This window comes from Telmatospirillum sp. J64-1 (assembly GCF_006980715.1).
Taxonomy (GTDB): domain Bacteria; phylum Pseudomonadota; class Alphaproteobacteria; order Rhodospirillales; family Magnetospirillaceae; genus Oleiliquidispirillum; species Oleiliquidispirillum nitrogeniifigens.
Map to the genome: position 1 here is coordinate 1 of NZ_SBHN01000015.1, position 22990 is coordinate 22990.

A 22990-nucleotide genomic window follows, 5' to 3' on the forward strand; every position below is an offset into this window, starting at 1 on the left:
ACGTAGACCGCCGCCAGAGATCAAGCTCTGGCGGCGGTTTTTTTAAGGGCAAAGCAGCCTCGATTTGCCACCTAAAAGGCCGATCCTCCCCCGCGCAAAGGTCTCCATGCTGAGGAGCCCCGCAGGGGCGTCTCGAAGCATGAATACGCGCGCCCTGCGTAACGCAACTCTCCCTTACGCCGTCCGCACGTCGCCGAGGAAGCGGGCGACCAGGCTGCGGATGGTTTCAGCCTGCTGCGAGAGTTCCTGAGCGGCGTTCAGCACCTGGACCGAGGCTTCCTGGGTTTCTGTGGCCGCCTGGGTCACGGCGACGATATTGACCGTGACGTCGGCGGTGCCGGCGGCGGTCTGCTGGACGTTGCGCGAGATTTCCTGCGTGGCGGCGCTCTGCTGCTCGACGGCAGCGGCGATGGTGCCGGCGATGGTATTGATTTCGGCGATGGTCTGGCCGATGGCGCTGATGGCCTCCACCGCCTGACGGGTCGAGTCCTGGACGCCGCCGATCTGGGCGGCGATCTCCTCGGTCGCCTTGGAGGTCTGGTTGGCGAGGCTCTTCACCTCGTTGGCGACGACGGCGAAGCCTTTTCCGGCTTCCCCGGCGCGCGCCGCTTCGATGGTGGCGTTCAGCGCCAGCAGGTTGGTCTGGCTGGCGATGTCGGTGATCAGGCCCACTACTTGGCCGATGCGGTCGGCGGCATCGGACAGGCTGCGCACGATCTGGTCCGTCCGGGTGGCCTGTTCGGCGGCACTGGTCGAGATGGTGCTGGAATGGGCGACCTGGCGCGCGATCTCGCCGATCGAGGCGGACAGCTCCTCGGCGGCGGTGGCCACGGCCTGGACATTGGCGGTGGCCTGTTCGGCCGCCCCGGCGACATTGGTCGAGCGCTGGGCGGTGAGGTCGGCGGTGCCGGACATGCTGGACGCCGTGGCGCGCAACTCGGTGGCGGCGGAGGCGACGGTCTCCAGGGCGCGGGCGGCCTTGCCGTCGAAATCCTGGGTCAGCAATTCGATGCGGCGGGCGCGTTCCTCGCGGGCCTGGCGCTCGGCCTCCTGTTCCTGGGCCAGGCGGTCGGCGGCGACGATATTGTCGCGGAAGACCTGCAGGGCGCGGGCCATCTCGCCGATCTCGTCGCCGCGCTCGGTGCCTTCGATGGAGACGTCGGTGTCGCGGCCGGACAGGCGGGCCATGACGGCCTGCATCTTGCCCAGGATGGCGAAGTTGCGGCGCAGGAAGAGGATGACCACCGCGCCGATGGCCAGGGTGGACAGCACGACGACCAGCGCCGTCTTCCACAGGATGTTGTTGACGATGGCGATGAAATCGGCGCGCGGCAGGCCGACGAACAGGACGCCGATCACCTCGCCGGAGCGCGACAGGATCGGGTCATAGGCGACGTAATAGGGCTGGCCCAGGATATCGGCTTCGCCGCGATAGGGTTTGCGGGCGCCCAGCACCGTGTCGTAGACGGGGCCGGGGGCCAGCTTGGTGCCGACGGCGCGGCTGCCGTCGTCATGCTTGATGTTGGTGGCGATGCGGGTGTCGCGCATGAAAATGGTCGCCACCCCGCCCATCAGCTCGGCGACCTCGTCCACCACCCGGTAATCGCCATTCAGGGGCACGTCTCCGGCATAGAACTTGTCGCCCTCGATGCGGAACTCGCTACCCAGGCGTTTGAGCAGGGCCCAGGCCACGGCCATGCTGGAATTCTGCTTTTCCACGGCCATCTCCCCCAATTCGCTTTGCAGCGTCAGGGTGACGGTGACGGTCGTGGCGGCCGCCAGGCCCAGCAGGCCGGCGATGGCGATGGCGGCGATCTTGGTGGTCAGGCGAAGCTTGCGGAAGAGGCTCATCAGGCGGTTTCCAGGCGACATTAGCCGATCGCTAATACCTTAAACGAAGGTATTAGCGTTCTCTACTGTGATTGCATGGGGCATGCAGGCGGGGCGGGAACCGGGGTGAGGCTTTTTCCGGTTCCCGCGGAGCCTAATCCAACTGGATGAAGAGAGCCTTAAGGTAGGCCGATTCCGGCAGGAAGGGATGCAGGGGGTGGTCCGGACCCGCGCCCGAGACGCGCAGGATGCGTCCGGTGCGGCCCGCCGAGAACAGGCCCTGGCGGATTTCCTCGGCGAAGGCGTCCGGGGCCATGTGGTGGGAGCAGGAGGCGGCCAGCAGGAAGCCGCCGGGTTCGACCAGCGGGGCGCAGAGGCGGGCCATCTTGCGGTAGCCTTTGGCGCCCGCGGCAAGATCCTTCCTGGATTTGACGAAGGCCGGCGGATCGGCGATGACCAGGCCGAAGCGTTCGCCGGCGGCGGCCAGCCGGGTCATCTCGCCGAAGGCCTCGGCCCGCTCGAAGCGGCAGCGTTCGGCGACGCCGTTCAGCCGGGCGGAGGCCTCGGCCAGGGCGAGCGAGCTTTCCGAACGGTCCACGGCGATCACTTCCGAGGCACCGCCCAGCGCCGCCTGGACGGCGAAGCCCCCCGCATAGGTGTAGAAGTCGATGACCCGGCGCCTGCCGGCGAAGCGGGCGGCATAGGCGCGGTTGTCGCGCTGGTCGAAGAACCAGCCGGTCTTCTGCCCCTCGGTCAGGTCGGCCAGGAAGCGGGCGCCGTTCTCGACCAGTTCCACCGGGCCGGACAATTCTCCCCGTGCCACCTTGTGATAAAGCTCCAGCCCTTCGAGCTTGCGCACCGGGCTGTCGTTGCGGAGGACCACGGCGCGCGGCGACAGCACTTCGTCCAGGGCGTCGAGCAGCAGGGGCAGCAGCAGCTCCATCCCCGCCGTGTTGATCTGCAGGGCCAGCACATCCCCGTAGCGGTCGGCCACCAAGCCGGGCAGGCCGTCGGCCTCGGAATGGATCAGGCGGTAATGAGGAGCGGCAAACAGCGTCTCGCGCAGGGAAAGGGCGGCGCGCAGGCGCCGGACCAGATAGTCGCGGTCGATAATCTGCTCGGCGTCGCGGTCGATCAGCCGGGCGGCGATCAGCGAATGCGGATTGAAGCTGGCGACGCCCAGGGTCTGGCCGCCGGCATCCATCAGCGTGACGAGGCTGCCCGGCGGCAGGGCCTTGGCTTCGGGCGTCATCTGGACTTCGTTTGAAAAAGCCCAGGGATGACCGGTGCGCAACCGTTTCGAGCGGCCGGACTGAAAGGTGACACGCGGACGGGAGAGGCTGTCTTGGAGGTTGTTCATGGGGGCGCAGTCTAGCGTGGCGAGCAAAGGGGGCAAGCGAAGAAGCAGCTTTTTCTTTAGTCTAATTTCAGAGTAGGTTCCCTCTTTTGGATAGGGGGTGGTCCATCTCTCTAAAACTTGTATGGTTTTGATCTGGATCAATGGCCGGGGGCTGCCACTCCGGCATATTCCGGCGAACCTGGACTCGGCCTTCGGGGCATAGTGCTTTGGAGGAAGGTAGTCTTGCCGCGCCGCATGGCGGGAGGGGGCGAAAACGACCCGACGGCGGCATCAGGCGGCAGGGCGGAATGGGCCGCCCACAAACATTTTGGTCGAAACAGGAGTTCGGCATGACCCAAGCGACCATGGCGCACGGAGCCCAGCGGGCCGCGGCGCCTGTCTATTATGAAGATGTCATCAAGAAGTTCGTCCTGGCGGCGACCTTCTGGGGCATCGTCGGCTTTCTGGCAGGCGTTTACATTGCCTTCCAGCTGGCCTATCCGGTCTTGAACCTGGGCCTCGAGTGGACCTCTTTCGGTCGCTTGCGTCCCGTTCATACCTCCGCCGTGATCTTTGCGTTCGGCGGCAACGTGCTGATCGGCACCTCTTTCTACGTGGTGCAGCGCACCTGCCGGGCTTCGCTGTTCGGTGGCAGGGGGCTGGCGAACTTCATCTTCTGGGGATATCAGCTCTTCATCGTCCTGGCGGCGCTCAGCTACGTGCTGGGCTACACCGACGGTAAGGAATACGCGGAACCCGAATGGATCGTCGACCTGTGGCTGACGATCGTGTGGGTGGCCTATATCACCGCCTTCGTCGGTACGCTGCTGAAGCGCGAAGAGCCCCACATCTACGTCGCCAACTGGTTCTACCTGGGCTTCATGGTCACCGTGGCCATGCTGCACCTGGGCAACAACCTGGCGGTGCCGGTGTCCCTCTTCGGCATGAAGAGCTACGGCCTGTTCTCGGGCGTCCAGGATGCGCTGATCCAGTGGTGGTACGGCCATAACGCGGTGGGCTTCTTCCTGACCGCCGGCTTCCTCGGGATCATGTACTACTTCATCCCGAAGCGCGCCAATCGCCCGGTCTATTCCTACCGCCTGTCGATCGTGCACTTCTGGGCCCTGATCTTCCTCTATATCTGGGCCGGCCCGCACCACCTGCACTACACCGCGCTGCCGGATTGGGCGCAGACCCTGGGCATGACCTTCTCGGTGATGCTGTGGATGCCGTCCTGGGGTGGCATGATCAACGGCCTGATGACCCTGTCTGGTGCCTGGGACAAGCTGCGCACCGACCCGGTGATGCGCTTCCTGGTCACGGCGGTGGCCTTCTACGGCATGGCGACCTTCGAAGGTCCGATGATGTCGATCAAGTCGGTCAACTCGCTGTCGCATTACACCGACTGGACCGTCGGCCACGTGCATTCCGGCGCCCTGGGCTGGGTTGCCTTCATCAGCTTCGGCGCCCTGTACTACCTGGTGCCCGTGCTGTGGAAGCGCAAGTCGCTCTACTCCATGCGCTTGGTCAGCCTGCACTTCTGGATCGCGACCCTGGGCATCCTTCTCTACATCACCGCGATGTGGATCTCGGGGATCATGCAGGGCCTGATGTGGCGCGCCTATGACGAGTACGGCTTCCTGCAGTACTCCTTCATCGAGACCGTCGAGGCCATGCATCCGTACTACGTGATCCGCGGCATTGGTGGCGTCCTCTTCCTCGCTGGCGCCCTGGTCATGGTCTACAACTTCTTCCGGACCATCCGCGGCGACGTCCGTAAGGAAGCCCCGTACGAGACCACGGCCGCCGTGGCAGCGCGCGGTTAAGGAGAGCGATCCATGTCTTTGGTCAAGAAACACAAGAAGCTGGAAACCAACGTCGCCCTGTTGCTGATCGGCATGCTCGTGACGGTCATCATCGGCGGCCTGGTGGAAATCATCCCGCTCTTCACCATCCAGTCCACTATCGAGAAGGTGCAGGGCATGCGGCCCTACACCCCTCTCGAGCTGGCGGGCCGCAACATCTACATCAAGGAAGGCTGCTACAACTGCCACAGCCAGATGATCCGTCCGTTCCGTGACGAGGTCGAACGCTATGGCCATTACAGCCTGGCGGCCGAATCCAAGTACGACCATCCGTTCCAGTGGGGCTCGAAGCGTACCGGCCCCGATCTGGCGCGCGTGGGCGGCAAGTATTCGAACGAATGGCATGTCCGTCACCTGATCGATCCGCGCGAAGTCGTGCCGGGTTCGATCATGCCGAGCTATGCCCATCTGATGCGGCCGCTGAAATATGACGATATCGGCGACCATCTGCGCACCCTGCGGATTGTCGGCGTTCCCTATACCGACGAGGACATCGCCAATGCCAAGGCCGACCTGGAAGCCCAGGCCGACCCCGATGCGGATAGCTCCGGCCTGATCGCTCGCTACGCCGATGCGCGTCAGTCCAATGTCCGTGTCGATAACTTCGGTGGTACGTCGCAGATCACCGAGATGGATGCTCTCGTTGCTTACCTGCAGATGCTGGGTACGCTGGTCGATTTCTCGACCTTCGATGCCTCGCAGGCACAGCGCTAAGGGGGCGGAGTGGATCTCCAAGCTCTATCCGAGTTCTTCCGCTCCCTCTGGGGGCTTTGGCTGATGATTCTCTTCCTCGGGATCGTCGCCTACGCATTCTGGCCGCGCAACAAGGACCGGCTCGAACGCTACGGCGACATGCCCTTGAGGGATGATGATGACGAGGAGCGCCGATAATGGCTTCTGTGGAAAAGGACCACGTCAGTGGCCAGGATACGACTGGTCATGAGTGGGACGGCATCAAGGAACTGAACACGCCCATTCCGAAGTGGTGGGTCTATGTGTTCTTCGCCTGCATCCTGTGGTCGGTGGGCTACTGGTTCGTTTATCCCGCCTGGCCGACCCTCAATTCCTATACCAAGGGTGCTTTCGGCTACAGCTCGCGCGGCCAGCTGGTCGGCGAGATGGAGAAGGCCCGCGAGGCCCGCGCCAGCTGGGAAGGCCGCTTCACCAACGCTTCGGTCGAAGAGATCGCTGCGGACCGTGAGCTGCTGACTTATGCCATGGCCGGCGGCCGTGCTTTGTTCGGCGAGAACTGCGCTCCCTGCCACGGCGCGGGCGGCGTCGGCGCCTTTGGTTATCCGGCGCTGGTGGACGACCAGTGGATCTGGGGCGGTTCGCTCGAGGACATCCAGTACACCATCACTCATGGCGTGCGGAACGAGACCGACGAGGCCCGCATCGGCGAAATGCCGGCCTTCGGCCGCGACGGCATCCTGTCCACCCAGGAAATCAACCTGGTGGCCGAATACGTGCTGTCGCTCTCGGGCAATGCCACCGATGCGGCGGCGGCCAGGAACGGTGAAGAGATCTATCTCGAGAACTGTGCCGCCTGCCACATGGATGACGGCTCCGGCATGCGCGAACTGGGGGCTCCGCCGCTGAACAACAATCTGTGGCTCTTCAACGGCACCAAGGAGGGCGTGGTCGCTCAGATCACCAATCCCCGGCATGGCAGCATGCCGGCCTGGGGCCTGCGCATGAGCGAAAACGACATCAAGCTGCTGACCGTCTACGTCCACTCGCTGGGCGGCGGCGAATAAGCCGGCTGAAGCGTCGCTTCTAAAGGCGCGGAACGGGCGACCGTTCCGCGCTTTTTTCATGAGGAGAGGGCCGGAAAATCGTTGCCGCGGCGAGGTTTTTTCAATTTGCCCCCAAATCGCGTAGGGATTCGCCGACTCCGGTAATGCACCCTGTCCTTAAAGGATATATAAGAGGGGGGAGAGAGGCGGAGTCAGTCATGCGGATGCTGCATGTCAGATATGCGTTCTTGGCCGGGCGTGGCGTGAGCCCGGTCGCTAGACTGCCCGCATTTCCCAAACAATTCTAGGAACTAGGCAGCAATGGCTACAGTCAAGGAAGCCGCTGTCGGCAGCAGCCCGGCGTCCAGCAAGAAGCCCGAAGAGCCGGAGAAAGTGCCGCTATACGCCTATGAAAAGGTGTACCCGCGCACGGTCAAGGGCCGTTTCCGGTCAATGAAGACCGTCTTGGTGGGGGTGCTTCTCGCGCTTTACTATCTGGTGCCGTTCCTGCGTTGGGACCGGGGGCCGGACGCGCCGGACCAGGCCGTTCTGATCGATATGGTCGGCCGGCGGGCCTATTTCTTCATGATCGAAATCTGGCCGCAGGAGGTCTATTACCTCACCGGTCTGCTGATCATGGGCGCCATCGGCCTGTTCCTGGCGACCGCCCTGCTGGGCCGCGTCTGGTGCGGCTTCACCTGCCCGCAGACTGTTTGGACCGACCTGTTCATCTGGGTCGAGCGCAAGTTCGAGGGCGACCGCAACGAGCGCATCAAGCTTGATCGCCAGCCCTGGAATGCCAATAAGCTGCTGCGCAAGCTGGGCAAGCACAGTGTCTGGATGGTGATCGCCCTGCTGACCGGCGGCGCCTTCGTGCTGTATTTCAACGACGCCATGACGGTGATCGGCGAGATCGTGACCGGCCAGGCCGGATGGGGCGTCTATACCTTCCTCGCCATCTTCACCTCGACGACCTATCTGCTGGCAGGCTGGGCGCGCGAACAGGTCTGCCTTTATATGTGCCCCTGGCCGCGTTTCCAGGCGGCGATGGTGGACGAGCATTCGATGATCGTCACCTATGAGGAATGGCGCGGCGAGCCGCGCGGTTTCGCCAAGAAAGATACCGGCTTCGAGGGGCGCGGCCATTGCGTCGACTGCCGCATGTGCGTGCAGGTTTGCCCCACCGGCATCGATATCCGCGAAGGCTCGCAGATGGGCTGTATCGGCTGCGGCCTGTGCATCGATGCCTGCAACAGCGTGATGGACCGCTTCAACCTGCCGCGCGACCTGATCCGCTTCGACTCGGCCACCAATCAGTTGGCGCGCGAACAGGGCCGGCCGGTGGCCAAGGTCAAGTGGGTGCGTCCGCGCACGGTGGCCTATGCGGTGCTGCTGCTGGTGGTTGGGTCTTTGATGGCCTTCGTCCTGGCGACGCGCGACACCACCGAAGTCAGCATCCAGCACGAACGCAGCCCGCTTTACGTGCAGCTTTCCGACGGCAACATCCGCAACGCCTATACCTACAAGATCCTCAACATGGTGCGCGAGGAGCGGGTCTATACCCTGCGGGTGAAGAATCTGGAGGGCGCCACGGTCTCGGTCATCGGCATCGATTCGCCCGACAGCCCCGATGCCGCCATCCGCCTGCCCGTCAATCCCGACACCATCGGCAACTTCCGCATCTATGTCACCGCGCCGCCTTCCGCGCTGAACGGCCGGACCACCGATCTGTATTTCGAACTGACGGATCCGGATGGCCACAGCACCCTGAGCAAGTCTCTTTTCGCAGGACCCAGACAGTGAGCAGCATGAATCAAACCGTGAACGGCACGACGAAACAGCCCCGCAAGCCCGGCTGGTGGTATCCCTATATCTTCGTTGCGGGATTCGCCGTGGTGGTTGGGGTGAACGGGATCATGTTCTATTACGCCAGTTCCACCTTCACCGGCCTGACGACGACCCAGGCCTTCGAAGACGGGCTGGCCTATAACAAGACCCTGGCCGCGGCGGAGATTCAGCGCCAGCGGGGCTGGCAGGTGGAGTTCGGGGTCGAGGCCTCGCCCCCGACTTCTGCCGAGCAGCAGTCGCGCTTCGCCGAAGTCTCGGCGACCTTCCTCGATCGCGACGGACAGCCGCTGTCGGACCTGACGGTGAATGCCCTTCTGTTCCGCCCTACGGCGGAAGGTTACGACGTCAGCCGGGTCCTGACCCATGTGGGCGAAGGCCGTTATGTGGCACCGGTCGAACTGCCGCTGTACGGGCAATGGGAATTGCGCCTGATCGGTTCGCGCGGCGAAGAGCAGCATCAGTTGGTCACGCGCGTCATCGTGCGCTGAGGCGGACGCCAGCAATACGACGCATCACGAAGTCCGGGGCGTAATGGAAAGTTGTCAGCACTGCGGTTCCGAGGTCCCTGCCAGCAGCCCGGTGGGACCGCAATTCTGCTGCCGGGGTTGCGCGGCGGCCCATTCACTGCTGCAGGGGGTGGGGCTGTCGCGCTATTACGAGTGGCGGAGCATCGATCCCACGGTGCGTCCCCTTCGTCCGGATGACGATGCCCTGGCGCCCGATTATTCGGTCCATGTGCGGCAGGCGGAAAACGGCAGCGCCGAACTTCACCTGATGGTCGAGGGGGTGCATTGCGCGGCCTGTATCTGGCTGATCGAAAGCCTGCTGTCGCGCCAGAAGGGCGTGCGTTCGGCCCGCGTCAACATGACCACCCGCCGCTTGGTGCTGCGCTGGAATCCCGAGGAGACGACGCCGGAGGAGATCGTCGCGCCGGTGCTGCAGGTGGGCTACCGCCTGATCCCCTACGATCCGGCCCAGCTGGGGGCCGAGACCATCCGCAACGAGCAGGAATTGCTGCGCTGCATGGCCGTGGCGGGCTTTGCCGCCGCCAATGTGATGCTGCTGTCGGTATCGGTCTGGGCCGGCCATTTCAGCGGCATGGACTGGGCCACGCGCTCGCTCTTCCACTGGATTTCCGCCCTGATCGCACTGCCGGCGACGGTCTATTGCGTGCGTCCCTTCTTCCGCTCGGCGGTCAATGCCCTGCGTTCGGGGCGGACCAACATGGACGTGCCGATCACTATCGGCGTCACCCTGGCCTCGGCCATGAGTCTGTTCGAGACCATGCGCGACGGCCCCCATGCCTATTTCGATTCGGCCATCACCCTGCTGTTCTTCCTGCTGGTGGGCCGCTATCTCGACAGCCGCGCCCGTGGCCGCGCCCGGTCGGCGGCCGAGGAATTGGTCGGCCTGTCGGCGGTGGCCGTCACCGTGCTGTCCGAGGACGGCTCGCGCCAATTGCTGCCGCCCCACAAGGTGGAGGAGGGCATGACCGCCCTGGTGGCGGCGGGCGAGCGCATCGGCGTCGACGGCGTGGTGATCGAGGGCGCCTCGGATATCGATACCAGCCTGATCAGCGGCGAAACCATGCCCGGCACGGTGCGGGTGGGCGACCGCGTCTTCGCCGGAACGCTGAACCTGCTGGCGCCCTTGCGCATCAAGGTCTCGGCGGTGGGCGAGCGAACGCTGCTGGCCGAGATCGTGCGCATGATGGAAACGGCGGAGCAGGGGCGGGCGAAATACATCGCCGTCGCCGACCGCGTTGCGCGCGGTTATGCCCCCGTCGTCCACAGCCTAGCGGCGCTGACCTTCCTGGGCTGGGTAATGTTCAGCACGATCGAATGGCAGACGGCGCTGCTTTATGCCGTCGCCGTGCTAATCATCACCTGTCCCTGCGCCCTGGCTCTGGCCGTGCCGGTGGTCCAGGTCATCGCCAGCGGGCGGCTGATGCGCCAGGGCATCCTGCTGAAATCGGCGACCGCGCTGGAACGTCTGGCCCTGATCGATACGGTGGTCTTCGACAAGACCGGCACGCTGACGCTCGGACAGCCGGAATTGCTGGAGGACGGCGCCTGGAGCAAGGAGGATCTGGCCGAGGCCGCCGCCCTGGCGATGGCCAGCAAGCATCCCCTGGCCCGCGCCCTGGTGCGCCAGGCGCCCGAAGTGGCGGTGGCGGCGAATGTCGAGGAAGTGCCCGGCTGCGGCCTCAAGGCGGGCGACCTGCGCCTGGGCAGCCGCCGCTGGCTGGGCGTGGCCGAGGACGATACCGCCCAGGGGCCGGAATTGTGGTTCGAGCGTCCCAACCGCAAGCCGGTGCGCTTCGCCTTCCAGGACCAACTGCGCCAGGATGCGGCCGAGGTGGTGTCCGCCTTGCGCAAGCGCGGCCTGAAGGTGGAATTGCTGTCGGGCGACCGCGAGGCCACGGTTGCCCGGGTCGCGGCCAGCCTGGGTATCGAACGCTGGCGCGCCGCCTGCACGCCCGCCGACAAATGCGCCCGCCTGGCCGAACTGGCCGCCGAGGGCCGGCATGTCTTCATGGTCGGCGACGGGCTGAACGATGCCCCGGCCCTGGCGGCGGCGGATGTCTCGATGTCGCCCTCGACGGCCGCCGATGTCAGCCAGAACACCGCCGACGTGGTGTTCCAGGGCCATCGCCTCGGCCCGGTGCTCGAAGCGATCGAGGTCGCGGAGAAATCGGGGCGCCTGGTGAAGCAGAATTTCGGTCTTTCCTTCCTATATAATGTGGGCACCATTCCGATCGCCGTCGCCGGGCTGGTGACACCGCTGATCGCCGCTATTGCCATGTCGACCTCTTCGCTGGTGGTGATCGCCAATGCCATGCGCCTGTCGCGGAGGAAGACCCTATGACCAACCTGCTGTTGCTGATTCCCGTCGCGCTGATCCTGGGCGCCCTGGGACTGGCAGCCTTCTTGTGGTCGCTACGTTCGGGCCAGTTCGACGACCTGGACGGAGCGGCCAATCGCATCCTGTTCGACGACGACGACCGACCGCGCCAGGGCTAGCTTTGGCAACACTGGACTTGGGCTAGACGAAGGGACTAATGTGGCGCGGAAAGCGCCACCGGATAGGCGACGCAATGGCTCCATACGATCACATCATCGACCGCGACAAGGCAGAGGGCTGTCCTGCTGCGCAACCCTGCGATCATTGTGATCTCGGGGATCTGGCTTTCTGTTCCGGCCTGACCCAGGGCGACATCCGCCGCCTGTCCTCGATACTGGGCCAGACCCATTTGCCGGCCCACGACACCATCTTCCGCGAGGGAGACCCGGCGCTGCACCTCTATTCCGTCGGTGCGGGGACGGTGAAGCTGTACAAGCTGCTGTCGGACGGACGGCGGCAGATCACGGCCTTCATGTTCCCGGGCGATTTCTTCGGCCTGCCGCTGGGCGGCGGCTATGCCTATACCGCCGAGGCGGTGACGCCGGTGACGCTGTGCCGCTTCCCCCGCCGCAAGCTGGAAGGCCTGCTGGAGGAAGTGCCGACGCTGGAAAAGCGCTTGCTGAAGCTGACCATCGCCGAACTGGCCTCGGCGCAGGATCAGATGCTGCTGCTGGGCCGCAAGACGGCGCGAGAGAAGGTGGCGTCCTTCCTGATCATGCTGGCCGAACGCTGCGAGAAGCGCGGCCGTACCGGCCCCAGCCTCCCCCTGTCCATGAGCCGGTCCGACATCGCGGATTATCTTGGGCTGACGATCGAGACGGTGAGCCGCGTCCTGACCCAGTTCAAGAAAGAGAACATCATCGGCCTCCCTGATTTGGGGCATGTGGTGATGCGTCAGCCGGAGCTGTTGCGGCAGATTGCCGAGGGCGGTTGATTTCCGCCGCGCCACGCGCCAAAAGGAAGGCTCGCTCGCCACGAGGGAGGAAAGAGTGAGCACTCAGGTCACGACGAAGCGTATCTCCACCCGCGATATCCGAGCCCGAAAAGGGGGCGAGCCGGTGGTCTGCCTGACCGCCTATACGGCGCCGATGGCAGGGTTCCTCGATCCTCATGTGGATCTTCTACTGGTGGGCGATTCCCTGGGGATGGTGCTCTATGGCATGGACACCACCCTGGGCGTCACGCTGGACATGATGATCGAGCACGGCAAGGCGGTCATGCGCGGCTCGCGCCGGGCCTGCGTCGTCGTGGACATGCCGTTCGGCAGCTATCAGGAAAGCAAGGAACAGGCCTTCCGCAACGCCGCCCGGATCATGCGGGAGACGGGCTGTGCGGCGGTCAAGCTGGAAGGCGGGGTGGAGATGGCCGAAACCATCCGCTTCCTGGTCGAGCGCGGCATTCCGGTCATGGCCCATGTCGGCCTGCGTCCCCAGGCCGTCCATACTGCAGGCGGCTTCCGCGCCCATGGCCGGGCGGAGGAGGAAGCGGCCCAGATTCGCGCCGATAGCCTGGCCGTCGCCGAGGCCGGCGCCTTCAGCGTGGTGGTCGAAGGCACGGTCGAGCCCTTGGCCCGCGCCCTGACCGCCGAGATCAGCATTCCCACCATCGGCATCGGCGCCTCGCCTGCCTGCGACGGCCAGGTGCTGGTGAGCGAGGATATCCTCGGCCTGTTCGCCGAGTTCCAGCCGAAATTCGTCAAACGCTACGCCAATCTGGGGGAACTCGTCTCCCAGGCCGCCGCCAGCTATGCGGAGGAAGTGCGCGCGCGCAGCTTCCCCGGCCCCGAACACTGCTTCGGCGTCAAGAAGTAAGAGACCATCGTGATGAACGCCTCCTCGGCTCCGCTTTCCATCGTCCGTAATACGTCCGACCTGCGCGCCCGCGTCCGTGCCTGGCGCCGCGAAGGGCAGCGCGTCGCCCTGGTGCCCACCATGGGCGCCCTGCATCAGGGTCATCTTTCCCTGGTGCGCTTCGCCCAGAGCCGGGCCGACCGCGTGGTGGTGAGCATCTTCGTCAATCCCAGGCAATTCGGACCGGCCGAGGATTTCTCCGTCTATCCGCGCCAGGAGGCCCAGGATGCCGCCGCCCTGGCCTCGGTGGGATGCGACTTGCTCTATGCACCGGCGGTGGAAGAGATGTATCCGGCGGGTTTCGCCACCAATATTTCGGTCAGCGGCGTCAGCGAAGGCCTGTGCGGCGCGGTCCGCCCCGGCCATTTCGACGGCGTGGCCACGGTGGTGACCAAGCTGCTGCTCCAGGCCCTGCCGGACCTGGCGCTGTTCGGCGAGAAGGATTGGCAGCAATTGCAGGTCATCCGCCGCGTCGTCCGCGATCTCGACATCCCGGTCGAGATCCAGGGCGAGCCGACGATGCGCGAAGCCGACGGCTTGGCCATGTCCTCGCGCAATGCCTATCTCTCGGCCGAGGAACGCTCGGTCGCCCCCGCCCTCTACCGGATCCTGTCGGAGACTGCGGCGGATCTGGCCGCCGGTGCCGGAACCACGCCGCTGCTGGACAACGCCAAGGCCGCGCTTGTCGCCGCCGGTTTCGAATCGGTGGATTATCTGGAATTGCGTGCGGCGGACAATCTGGAGCCGCTGGCGCGCGCCGAGAGGCCCGGCCGCCTGCTTGCCGCCGCCCGTCTGGGCCGGGCGCGGCTGATCGACAATGTCGCGGTGGCTGCCGCCGAATACGAATAGAGGAAGGAAGGGGCTTGCCCCTTCCTTGTTCCGTCATTCCCGCGCTGGCGGGAACAGGGCTTTCTCAGGCCGGGCGGCGGTCGGCGGGATCGACGTCCCAGGGGAAGACCAGCCAGACGTCCTGGCCGACATCCACCACTACCGTATCGGCGTCCGGCCGGCCCTGGGGCTTGGCATAGACGGTGGCGTAGTGGCATTTGGGCATCATCTTCTTGATCTCGCGGGCGGTGACGCCGCTATCGACCAGATCGTCCACGACCAGCCAGCCTTCGCCGTCCTCGCTCAGGCCCTTCAGCACCGACACCGCGCCCTGGGTGCGGTCGTCGTAGGAGGCGATGCAGATGGTTTCCACCAGGCGCAGGTTCAGGATCCGGGCCATGATGCAGGCGGGGACCAGGCCGCCGCGGGCGACGGCGACGATGCCTTTGAACGGGCCAAGGCCGGAAATCTTATCGGCGAGACGGTGGGTATCGCGGTGGATATCCTCCCAGCTCAGCGGCAGCGACTTGGCGGCGGTGTAGTCATGGTGGTTCACGGAAACCCTCCCTGGCGGAAAGCGAGGCATTTACCAGAAACTGCCCGGTGGCTGCAATGGCCCGTTGCACTTTCATGCGTAGCATCCGCCGAGTTCCGACTCAATTTACAGCCCGTCAGACTTTACGGAAGCCTTCGGATAAGGGAGAATTCGGCTGGACCATTAAAGTAGGACGGAATGCTGAATACTCCTACGGCGCTTCGCGGCATGGTTACCGCGCCTCATCATCTTGCTTCCCAGGCCGGTCTGGCGGTGCTGCGCGAAGGGGGCAATGCCATCGAGGCCGCCATCGCCGCCGCGGCCACCCTCTCGGTGGTCTATCCCCATATGAATGGGTTGGGCGGGGACGGATTCTGGCTGATCTCCGAACCCAACGCGATCATGCCCGTTTCCATCGACGCTTCGGGCGCGGCGGGCGCCAATGCGACGCCGGAACTGTATCGTCAGGCGGGACTGTCCGCCGTTCCTGTCCATGGCCCCCTGGCGGCCAATACCGTGGCGGGAACCGTGTCGGGCTGGCAGGCGGCCCTGGACATCAGTACCCGCTGGGGCGGACGCATTCCGCTGGCGCGGCTGCTCGAAGAAGCGATCTGGTATGCCCGCAACGGCTTCGCGATCACCCAGCAGCAGGTGGACGCGGCGGCGCGTAATCTCGATTCCCTGCGCCAGCAGCCGAATTTCGCCGAGCATTTCCTTCCCGACGGAGAAGTGCCCAAGGCCGGCAGCCGGATGAAGCTGCCCGCCCTGGCCGAAACGCTGGAAAGCCTCGCCCAGTTCGGGCTGGATGATTTCTATCGCGGCGGTGTGGCGCGGGCCATGGCGGCCGAGATGCAGGGGTTGGGCTGCCCGGTGAGCGGGGGCGATTACGCCCGCCATCGTTCGATCCGCCGCCGTCCGCTGTCGATCAATATCTCGGCCGGAACGGTCTGGAACCTCCAGCCGCCGACCCAGGGCCTGGCTTCGCTGATGATCCTGGGCCTGTTCGACCGCCTGGGCGTCAAGGAGGCGGAAGGCTTCGCCCATATCCACGGCATCGTCGAGGCCACCAAGCAGGCCTTCGTCGTGCGTAACACCCATGTTACCGACCCGGCCTATATGGCCATCCATTCGACCACCTATCTCAGTGATGCCTTGCTCGACCGCATGGCGGCCTCCATTCCGCCCAAGCAGGCGCAGCCCTGGCCCCATCGGGCGCAGGACGGCGATACCGTGTGGCTGGGCGTGATCGACGGCCAGGGACGGGCGGTCAGCTTCATCCAAAGCCTGTATTACGGCTTCGGGTCCGGGGTCATGCTGGGGCAGACGGGCATCCTGCTGCAGAATCGCGGCCTCAGCTTCCGCCTGGAGGAGGACGCGCAGAATTTCCTGCGTCCGGGCCGCAAGCCGTTCCATACCCTCAACCCGGCCATGGCGCGGCTGCGCGATGGGCGCGTCATGGTCTATGGCTCGATGGGCGGCGACGCCCAGCCGCAGACCCAGGCCGCCATCTTCACCCGCTATGCCATGTTCGGGCAGGATTTGCAGCGGGCCGTCACCGCGCCGCGCTGGGCCCTGGGGCGCAGCTGGGGCAAGCCCACCAGCGATCTGAAGCTGGAAGACCGCTTCGACCCGGCGGTGATCGAGGCCCTGCGCCGCGCCGGGCATGCGGTCGAGGTGATCCCTGCCTTCGACAGCCTGATGGGCCATGCCGGGGCGATCGTGCGCCATGAATCAGGCCTGCTGGAAGGGGCGTCCGACCCCCGCTCGGACGGCGCCGTGGCCGCCTTCTGATCCGCAAGGCTCCTGCCCGGAAACAAAAAAGCCCCGCTCGAAAGAGCGGGGCTTTTTTCTGTAAGACCTCGATCAGCGGGCGAAGATGTGGACTTCGCCGGACTGGGCGCCGCTGCTGGTGATGGCGGACAGGCGGATGCGGTTGGACGGCAGGCCCATATTGTTGAGCGAGCGGACCACCGCCTCGGCATTGCGGCGGGCGGCGGTGGTGCTGAGCGCGGCCCCGCCCGGAGTTCCGGCGGTGGGGGCCACGGCGACCACGTCGAAGACGGTCGAGGGACGACGGTCCAGCGCGCTCTTCACCGCGTTGTAGAGCGGCGTCTCGTAATTTACGTTGGGCTGGTCGAAGCGGATCACCACCAGCGGGCGGTCCGAGGTGCCGGCCTGGCCGAATTGCTGGGCCGCGGCTTCGGAACCGGCGGCGGCCGAGGCGGCGGAGAGAGCCAGGCTGGTGCCGTAGAGCTGGCCGTTCTTGATGGCCACGGCCAGGGTGTTCAGGTTGTTGCGCTCGTTGGCGACATATTGCTGCTGGCGCGAGATGTCCTGGGACAATTCGGTCAGCAACCGCTCGATCATCACGATGGTGCGGTTGGTTTCGTCTTCCAGGACGCGCAGCTGGCGGTGGTCTTCCTCGACCGCACCCGACAGGGCGCGGGCGGCGCGCACGCTTTCCAGCAGATAGGCGGCCAGGGCCGAGGACGAGGTGACCTCGTTGGCCAGCTGGTTCATCTGCAGCACGTCGGCATTGATCTGGTCCAGCTCGCTCTGCGCCACATTCCACTGCTGCACCAGGATCGGGTTGCCGGGCGTGGTGCCGACCTGCAGGCGGGCGTTCACCGCCGCGACGGTGCCGTGGTAGCGCTGGCTATCCTCGGTCGTCTGGTTGCGGATGTCGACCAGCTGTTGGTTGTGGCGGGCCAGGGTCTCTTGCAGCTGCTGCAGGTCGTTGCGCAGGGAAGAAACCTTTTGGCCGACGAAGGTGCCGGTGGAGGCCATTTCGGAAATGGTCGCGCCATTGCTCGAGGCAACTTGGCTGGGAACCACCTCGACAGCCGGACGGCCGGTCAGGTCATCACCCGGCCGGGGGCGCAACACATCTTCGGCGAAGGAGCAACCGCCTGCGAACAGGACCGCGCTCATGACTGCGGCGTGGGTCTTCTTGAAGGCCATCAGGACAGGTTACCTTGATCCGGTTCGAGCAGGCACTCGGCGTCTGGGACGGTTATCAATGCACGACAACCTGCATTTTCGGTAATCCGACCATGCAAATTGTGGGGGGAGTTTACCCCAAAGGTCAATTCCCGGACAAGCCGCTTTTGGTTAAGACCTTTGGCCGAAATGTGGCTTCGGGCAGCGGCGAAAAAAAAGTGACATGAGACGAAAGTTTCTGCTTGCACAGGGGTGGGGGTTCCAGTAAGTTCCGCCACCTCAACGGCGGCGCTGACGCCGCTAACGAGAAAGCACCCGTAGCTCAACTGGATAGAGCACCAGACTACGAATCTGGGGGTTGGAGGTTCGAGTCCTTCCGGGTGCGCCACTCTTCTTCTGCTCGGGCAGAGCAGGAGGCCCCACGATAGCCCCGCCACTGGCGGGGCTTCGTCGTTTCTGGGCCGGATTTCCGGAAAGAGAAGAGGCACCATGTTCGCGGGAATGGATTTCGGCACAACCAACAGCGCCGTCAGCCTGGTGGACGGACAGGGGCGCGCCGCCGTCGTCCCCATGGTGTTCGGTCAGGCCAGGGCGGAGACCATGCGCTCCATGCTGGCCTTCGAGGACGGTCACCGCGACGAACGCCGCCGTCCGATCGCCCGGATCGGCCAGGAAGCCATCGAGGCCTATCTCGAAGGCGACGGCGAGGCCCGGCTGCTGCAATCCTTCAAAAGCTACCTGACCAGCCGTTCCTTCACCTCGGCCTCCATCTTCAACGCCACCTATAGCCTGGAAGACCTGATCGCCCTGGTGGTGCGCCGCCTGCGCGAGACGGCGGAGGTCCAGGCGGGCGGGAAGATCGAGCGCCTGGTCGCCGGACGCCCGGTGTGCTTCGTCGCCGAGGATGGGCGGGCCGAGGACGATTTCGCGGTGGGACGGCTGCGCGAGGCCTTCGCCAAGGCGGGCATTGCCGATCTCGCCTTCGAATACGAGCCCATCGCCGCCGCCTATTATTATGAACAGGGCCTCGACCACGACCAGACCGTGCTGGTCGCCGATTTCGGCGGCGGCACCAGCGATTTCTGTCTGGTCCGCCTGGGTCCCGGTCGTGCTGGGCTGGACCGCCCGGAAGAGGCCATCATCGGCACCAACGGCGTCGGCATCGCCGGGGATGCCTTCGACCGCCGCATCGTCGAGCACGGCATCGCCGATTTCTTCGGCAAGAAGGCCAATTACCGCAGCGACGGCAAGACCCTGCCGGTTCCGGCCTGGATCTTCGGCAAGTTCGAACGCTGGCACCATATCGGCTTCCTCAATGCCCCGCCCACCTTGCGCATGCTGCGCGACATCCAGCGCTTCGCCGATGCGCCGGACCGGATCGAGAATCTGCTGACGCTGATCGAGCATAATCTCGGCTATCACCTCTACCGCGCCGTCGAGAAGGTGAAGTTGGACCTGTCGCGGGCGGGGGAAAGCGTGTTCCGCTTCGATTTCGACCCCATCGACATTACCCGCACCGTCACGCGCGCCGAGTTCGAAGGCTGGATCGAACCGGAACTGACCGAGATCGAGACCTGCGTCGAAGGCCTGCTGGAGAAGACCGGCATCCCCGCCCATAAGGTGGACCGCGTCTTCATGACCGGCGGCTCCTCCCTCGTCCCCGCCGTCCGCGCCATCTTCTCCCGCCGCTTCGGCGAGGACCGCATCAGCGCCGGCGGCGAGTTCGTCTCGGTGGCGACCGGCCTGGCCTATCGGGCGCGGGAAGTCTTCGGCGGCTGAGAAAAAGGGGGCCTGAGGCTCTGCCGCCTTTGGGAACATTCCTCCCTCCTGAATGTTACTCTTCCGCAACGAACGGAGGGGTCATGCATCATCGTCATCGCGTCTTTCCCAGCCCCGATTTCCGCACCGCCCGTACTCTGGTGGCGAGCGCGCGCAAGGCGCAGCGCTGTCAACTGCATTGGCAGGAGATGGGACCGGCGGCGGCCATCTGCGTGGGGCATCGGCTCAATCTCATGGGGCAGGGCATGGTCGACCCCTCCAAGACGGACATGCCGGAAATGTACCGCATGGTCGCCGAGAAATGGGCGGCGGCGGCCGAGACCTTGTGGATCGGCTATCTTGCCATGTGGCAGGGTTTCTGGCGCATTACCGCCGAGACGGCGGCGGTCTCGACGGCGGCCGCGCTGGGCGGGTTGGCGCCGTGGCGGCAGCGGGTAACGGCCAATGCCCGCAGGCTGGGCCGGTCGCGCAAATAGTGCGTTTCCTGGGGCATCGCGCGGCGGATTGGCTGCTGCTGGCTCTGCTCAGCCTGTTCCTCGGCTCGTCCTACATGTTCCAGGACCTGGCGGTGAAGACCCTGCCGCCGGCCACGGTGACCGGGCTGCGGATGGCGGTGGCGGCGCTGGCGGTCACGGCCTTGGCGCTGGCCTGGGGCCATCGCCTGCCGCGCGCGCCTGGGCTGTGGGGGCATTTCCTTGCCATCGGCCTGATCGGCAATGTGCTGCCCTTCTACGTCATCACCTGGGGGCAGGAAGGCATCGACAGTTCCCTGGCGGGCATCATCATCGCCACCGCGCCGACCATCACCCTGGTGATGGCCCATTTCCTGGTGCGCGGGGAAAGGATGACGCGCGGGCGGCTGCTGGGATTTGCCGTCGGCTTCGCCGGGATCGTGGTGCTGCTGGCGCCCGGCATGACCGGCGAAGACGCCCAGCCCATGCGCCTGTTCGCCGTCCTGCTGGGGGCGGCCTGCTTCGCCCTGACCGCCATCCTGTCGGCACGACTGCCCGATGACCTGCCGCCCCTCGTCACCGCATCAGGGGCGATGCTTGCTGCCGCTGCGGCGGCGGTGCCGCTTGCCTTGCTTGTCGAGGGCTGGACGCCGGTGCGGGAGGCGACCGGGCGCGGCTGGGGATTGGCGGTGATGCTGGGGCTGTTCGCTACCGGCGGCGCCTCGATCCTCTATTTCCGCATCGTCGCCTCGGCGGGGCCGGCCTTCCTGTCACTGACGAACTACCTCGTGCCGCTGGTGGCGGTGGCCTGCGGCGTACTGTTCCTGGGCGAGACGGTGGGGGCCAATGCCTGGGCCGGAATGGCCCTGGTCCTGGCCGGTGTCTGGCTGGGCGAAAGGGCGAAGAAGAAGGCCATGAAGGCGGCCGGGGGCAATCCCCGGACGGCGTGAGGGCAGGGCTCTCTCTGGTGGGGCGTTGCGGCCGGAGGGGGCCCTTTTATATGCCGGAAAAGAGGGGAATGGGCCGCCGCCCGGAGGGGGCTCGCCGGTTTTCCGGACCGCTTCCGGGGCTGAAAATCTGCCACAGCCCTTGCCAAGGTCGCCCAATTCCGCGACAAAATGGCGCTTTGCCAAGGCCAGCCCAAAAGGCCGGGCGCGAGGAGTGTTCGAGTGATGACCCAGACGCAGACGAGTCAGATCCTTGAGGATAGGATCGTGCCGCCGGGCCCCGATGCCTTGACCGAAAAGGGGATCGACCCGACTCTCGACTTGGCCGCAGAGATCGAACGGCTGAAGCGCGAGAAGAACGCCGTCATCCTGGCCCATTACTATCAGGACGGCGAAATCCAGGACATCGCCGATTTCGTGGGCGATTCGCTGGACCTGTCGCGCAAGGCGGCGGCGACCGATGCCGACATGATCGTCTTCTGCGGCGTGCGCTTCATGGGCGAGGTCGCCAAGATCCTCAGCCCCGACCGCAAGGTCATCATTCCCGATGCCGAGGCCGGTTGCTCGCTGGAGGATTCCTGCCAGCCCGAGCCCTTCCGCAAGTTCCGTGAAGCCCATCCCGACCATATCGCCGTCACCTATATCAACTGCTCGGCCGAGGTGAAGGCGCTGTCGGACATCATCGTCACCTCGTCCAATGCCGAGGCGATCATCAACCAATTGCCGCCGGACCAGCCGATCCTGTTCGCGCCGGACCGCCATCTCGGCGCCTGGCTGCAGCGCAAGACCGGGCGGCAGATGACGCTGTGGCAGGGCAGCTGCATCGTGCATGAGCGTTTCTCGGAACGCGAACTGGTCAAGCTGACCGTGCATCATCCCGAGGCCCGGGTCGCCGCCCATCCGGAATGCCCGCAGACCATCCTCGGCCATGCCCACCATGTCGGCTCGACCCGCTCGATCCTCGATTACGTGTTGGGCAGCGACGCCAAGGAATTCATCATCGCCACCGAGCCGCATATCATCCACCAGATGCAGAAATCGGCTCCGGAAAAGACCTTCATCCCGGTGCCGGGGCTGGACGAAGGCTGCAATTGCTCGAACTGTCCCTTCATGGAGCTGAACACCATGGAGAAGCTGTACCTGTCCCTGGTCAACGAGGCCCCGGCGCTGGAACTGCCCGAAGACTTGCGTCTGGCCGCCAAGCGCCCGCTGGAGCGGATGCTGGAAATGTCCAAGGGCATCGGCGCCTCGATGGCGGCCCGCCCGGCGGCGTCCTGACCATGACCAGCTATTCCTTGCCCCAAGGCCTGAGCGCAGAAGAGGTCGCCCGCGTCATCGCGGCGGCCCTGGCCGAGGATCTGGGCGGTGTCGGGGACATCACTTCGGAAGCGGTGATCCCCGCCGATCTGCGCTTCACCGGCGTGATGGTCGCGCGCGAGGAGATGGTCGTCGCCGGTATGCCCATCGCCCAGGCCGTTTTCGCCCATGTGGTGCCCGAAGCGGTGTGGACGGCCCATTGCGTCGATGGCGAGAAGATCGCCCCCGGCGCCGTCATCGCCCAGCTGGAAGGTCCGGCGCGCGGCCTGCTGACGGCGGAACGCACGGCGCTGAACCTGCTTCAGCACCTGTCGGGCATCGCCACCGAGACCCGCCGCTATGTCGAGCGGATCGCGGGCACCGGCTGCACCCTGCTCGATACCCGCAAGACCGTTCCCGGCCTGCGCCAGATGGCGAAATACGCCGCCCGCATCGGCGGCGCGCGCAACCATCGCATGGGCCTCTATGACGGCGTGCTGATTAAGGACAACCACTTGGCCGTCTGCGGTTCGGTCGCCGCCGCCGTCGCCGCCGCCAAGGCGCGAAACCTTCCCAATATCGAAGTGGAATGCGATACGCTGGAGCAGGTGGCCGAGGTGGTCGAGGCCGGGGCGGATATCGTGCTGCTCGACAACATGCCTCCCGAGATGCTGCGCCAGGCCGTCGCGATCGTGGCGGGACGCTGCCGCACCGAGGCTTCGGGCGGGGTCACTCTCGATACCATCCGCGCCATTGCCGAAAGCGGCGTGGATTTCGTCTCGGTGGGACGCATCACCCAATCGGCCCGTTCCGTCGATATCGGGCTGGACTGGCACTAGGA

The 22990-nt window shown here is 65.4% G+C and carries 22 protein-coding genes and 1 tRNA gene; 19 read left to right on the plus strand and 4 right to left on the minus strand.

Features of this window, described 5'->3' with window-relative positions; genetic code table 11:
- Positions 1–174: 174 nt before the first annotated feature.
- The gene (locus EPD66_RS14520; RefSeq protein WP_185961424.1) at positions 175–1851 is read right to left on the minus strand and encodes a methyl-accepting chemotaxis protein; all 1677 of its coding nucleotides are present in this window, start codon (positions 1849–1851) and stop codon (positions 175–177) included.
- Between the two features lie 133 nt (positions 1852–1984).
- Complete coding sequence (locus EPD66_RS14525; RefSeq protein WP_142849245.1) at positions 1985–3190, minus strand: class I SAM-dependent rRNA methyltransferase; 1206 nt, start codon at positions 3188–3190, stop codon at positions 1985–1987.
- A 329-nt stretch (positions 3191–3519) separates the two neighbouring features.
- Here EPD66_RS14525 and ccoN point away from each other — a divergent pair, with 329 nt between their 5' ends.
- From ccoN to panC, 11 genes are all read left to right on the plus strand, one after another.
- Positions 3520–4995, plus strand: coding sequence for a cytochrome-c oxidase, cbb3-type subunit I (ccoN, locus tag EPD66_RS14530; protein WP_142849246.1), 1476 nt, complete (start codon positions 3520–3522; stop codon positions 4993–4995).
- A gap of 12 nt (positions 4996–5007) precedes the next feature.
- Entirely contained in the window at positions 5008–5748 is a 741-nt protein-coding gene (gene ccoO, locus EPD66_RS14535; protein ID WP_142849247.1) for a cytochrome-c oxidase, cbb3-type subunit II, read from the plus strand.
- 9 nt (positions 5749–5757) lie between these two features.
- Positions 5758–5925, plus strand: coding sequence for a cbb3-type cytochrome c oxidase subunit 3 (locus tag EPD66_RS14540; protein ID WP_142849248.1), 168 nt, complete (start codon positions 5758–5760; stop codon positions 5923–5925).
- On the plus strand, positions 5925–6791 hold the full coding sequence (gene ccoP / locus EPD66_RS14545) for a cytochrome-c oxidase, cbb3-type subunit III (RefSeq protein WP_142849249.1): 867 nt from the start codon (positions 5925–5927) through the stop codon (positions 6789–6791). The genes EPD66_RS14540 and ccoP overlap by 1 nt, the downstream gene beginning before the upstream one ends.
- Before the next feature lie 300 nt (positions 6792–7091).
- A complete protein-coding gene (gene ccoG / locus EPD66_RS14550) occupies positions 7092–8573 on the plus strand; it encodes a cytochrome c oxidase accessory protein CcoG (RefSeq protein WP_142849250.1) in 1482 nt (493 codons plus the stop codon).
- A 5-nt stretch (positions 8574–8578) separates the two neighbouring features.
- Entirely contained in the window at positions 8579–9106 is a 528-nt protein-coding gene (locus EPD66_RS14555; protein WP_142849354.1) for a FixH family protein, read from the plus strand.
- 43 nt (positions 9107–9149) lie between these two features.
- Positions 9150–11486, plus strand: coding sequence for a heavy metal translocating P-type ATPase metal-binding domain-containing protein (locus EPD66_RS14560; RefSeq protein ID WP_142849251.1), 2337 nt, complete (start codon positions 9150–9152; stop codon positions 11484–11486).
- A complete protein-coding gene (gene ccoS, locus EPD66_RS14565) occupies positions 11483–11641 on the plus strand; it encodes a cbb3-type cytochrome oxidase assembly protein CcoS (protein ID WP_142849252.1) in 159 nt (52 codons plus the stop codon). The genes EPD66_RS14560 and ccoS overlap by 4 nt, the downstream gene beginning before the upstream one ends.
- Before the next feature lie 74 nt (positions 11642–11715).
- Positions 11716–12456 (plus strand): cyclic nucleotide-binding domain-containing protein, encoded by a 741-nt coding sequence (locus EPD66_RS14570; protein WP_142849253.1) that lies wholly within the window; start codon positions 11716–11718, stop codon positions 12454–12456.
- Between the two features lie 55 nt (positions 12457–12511).
- Positions 12512–13333 carry a 3-methyl-2-oxobutanoate hydroxymethyltransferase gene (gene panB, locus EPD66_RS14575; RefSeq protein ID WP_142849254.1) on the plus strand — a complete coding sequence of 274 codons (822 nt, stop codon included), beginning with the start codon at positions 12512–12514 and terminating at the stop codon, positions 13331–13333.
- A 12-nt stretch (positions 13334–13345) separates the two neighbouring features.
- Positions 13346–14221 carry a pantoate--beta-alanine ligase gene (gene panC / locus EPD66_RS14580; RefSeq protein WP_142849355.1) on the plus strand — a complete coding sequence of 292 codons (876 nt, stop codon included), beginning with the start codon at positions 13346–13348 and terminating at the stop codon, positions 14219–14221.
- Between the two features lie 64 nt (positions 14222–14285).
- Here panC and gpt read toward each other — a convergent pair whose 3' ends face one another.
- Positions 14286–14756 carry a xanthine phosphoribosyltransferase gene (gene gpt / locus EPD66_RS14585; protein WP_255448506.1) on the minus strand — a complete coding sequence of 157 codons (471 nt, stop codon included), beginning with the start codon at positions 14754–14756 and terminating at the stop codon, positions 14286–14288.
- 177 nt (positions 14757–14933) lie between these two features.
- Here gpt and EPD66_RS14590 point away from each other — a divergent pair, with 177 nt between their 5' ends.
- Positions 14934–16526, plus strand: a complete 1593-nt coding sequence (locus EPD66_RS14590) for a gamma-glutamyltransferase family protein (RefSeq protein ID WP_142849256.1) — start codon at positions 14934–14936, stop codon at positions 16524–16526.
- Positions 16527–16598: 72 nt separating this feature from the next.
- Here EPD66_RS14590 and EPD66_RS14595 read toward each other — a convergent pair whose 3' ends face one another.
- Entirely contained in the window at positions 16599–17696 is a 1098-nt protein-coding gene (locus tag EPD66_RS14595; protein ID WP_142849257.1) for a hypothetical protein, read from the minus strand.
- 14 nt (positions 17697–17710) lie between these two features.
- On the opposite strand from EPD66_RS14595, the gene EPD66_RS14600 reads away from it, so the two are divergent.
- The 7 genes from EPD66_RS14600 to nadC all read left to right on the plus strand — a co-directional run bounded on the left by EPD66_RS14600 (position 17711) and on the right by nadC (position 22988).
- A complete protein-coding gene (locus tag EPD66_RS14600) occupies positions 17711–17902 on the plus strand; it encodes a hypothetical protein (RefSeq protein WP_142849258.1) in 192 nt (63 codons plus the stop codon).
- A gap of 84 nt (positions 17903–17986) precedes the next feature.
- Positions 17987–18063: transfer RNA gene (locus tag EPD66_RS14605), tRNA-Arg, on the plus strand.
- A 101-nt stretch (positions 18064–18164) separates the two neighbouring features.
- Complete coding sequence (locus EPD66_RS14610) at positions 18165–19454, plus strand: Hsp70 family protein (protein ID WP_142849259.1); 1290 nt, start codon at positions 18165–18167, stop codon at positions 19452–19454.
- Positions 19455–19537: 83 nt separating this feature from the next.
- On the plus strand, positions 19538–19930 hold the full coding sequence (locus tag EPD66_RS24085) for a hypothetical protein (protein WP_185961425.1): 393 nt from the start codon (positions 19538–19540) through the stop codon (positions 19928–19930).
- Positions 19876–20856, plus strand: coding sequence for a DMT family transporter (locus tag EPD66_RS14615; RefSeq protein ID WP_185961426.1), 981 nt, complete (start codon positions 19876–19878; stop codon positions 20854–20856). The genes EPD66_RS24085 and EPD66_RS14615 overlap by 55 nt, the downstream gene beginning before the upstream one ends.
- Before the next feature lie 222 nt (positions 20857–21078).
- Complete coding sequence (gene nadA, locus EPD66_RS14620; protein WP_142849261.1) at positions 21079–22131, plus strand: quinolinate synthase NadA; 1053 nt, start codon at positions 21079–21081, stop codon at positions 22129–22131.
- Positions 22132–22133: 2 nt separating this feature from the next.
- The gene (gene nadC, locus EPD66_RS14625) at positions 22134–22988 is read left to right on the plus strand and encodes a carboxylating nicotinate-nucleotide diphosphorylase (RefSeq protein ID WP_142849262.1); all 855 of its coding nucleotides are present in this window, start codon (positions 22134–22136) and stop codon (positions 22986–22988) included.
- The last annotated feature ends 2 nt before the right edge of the window (positions 22989–22990 follow it).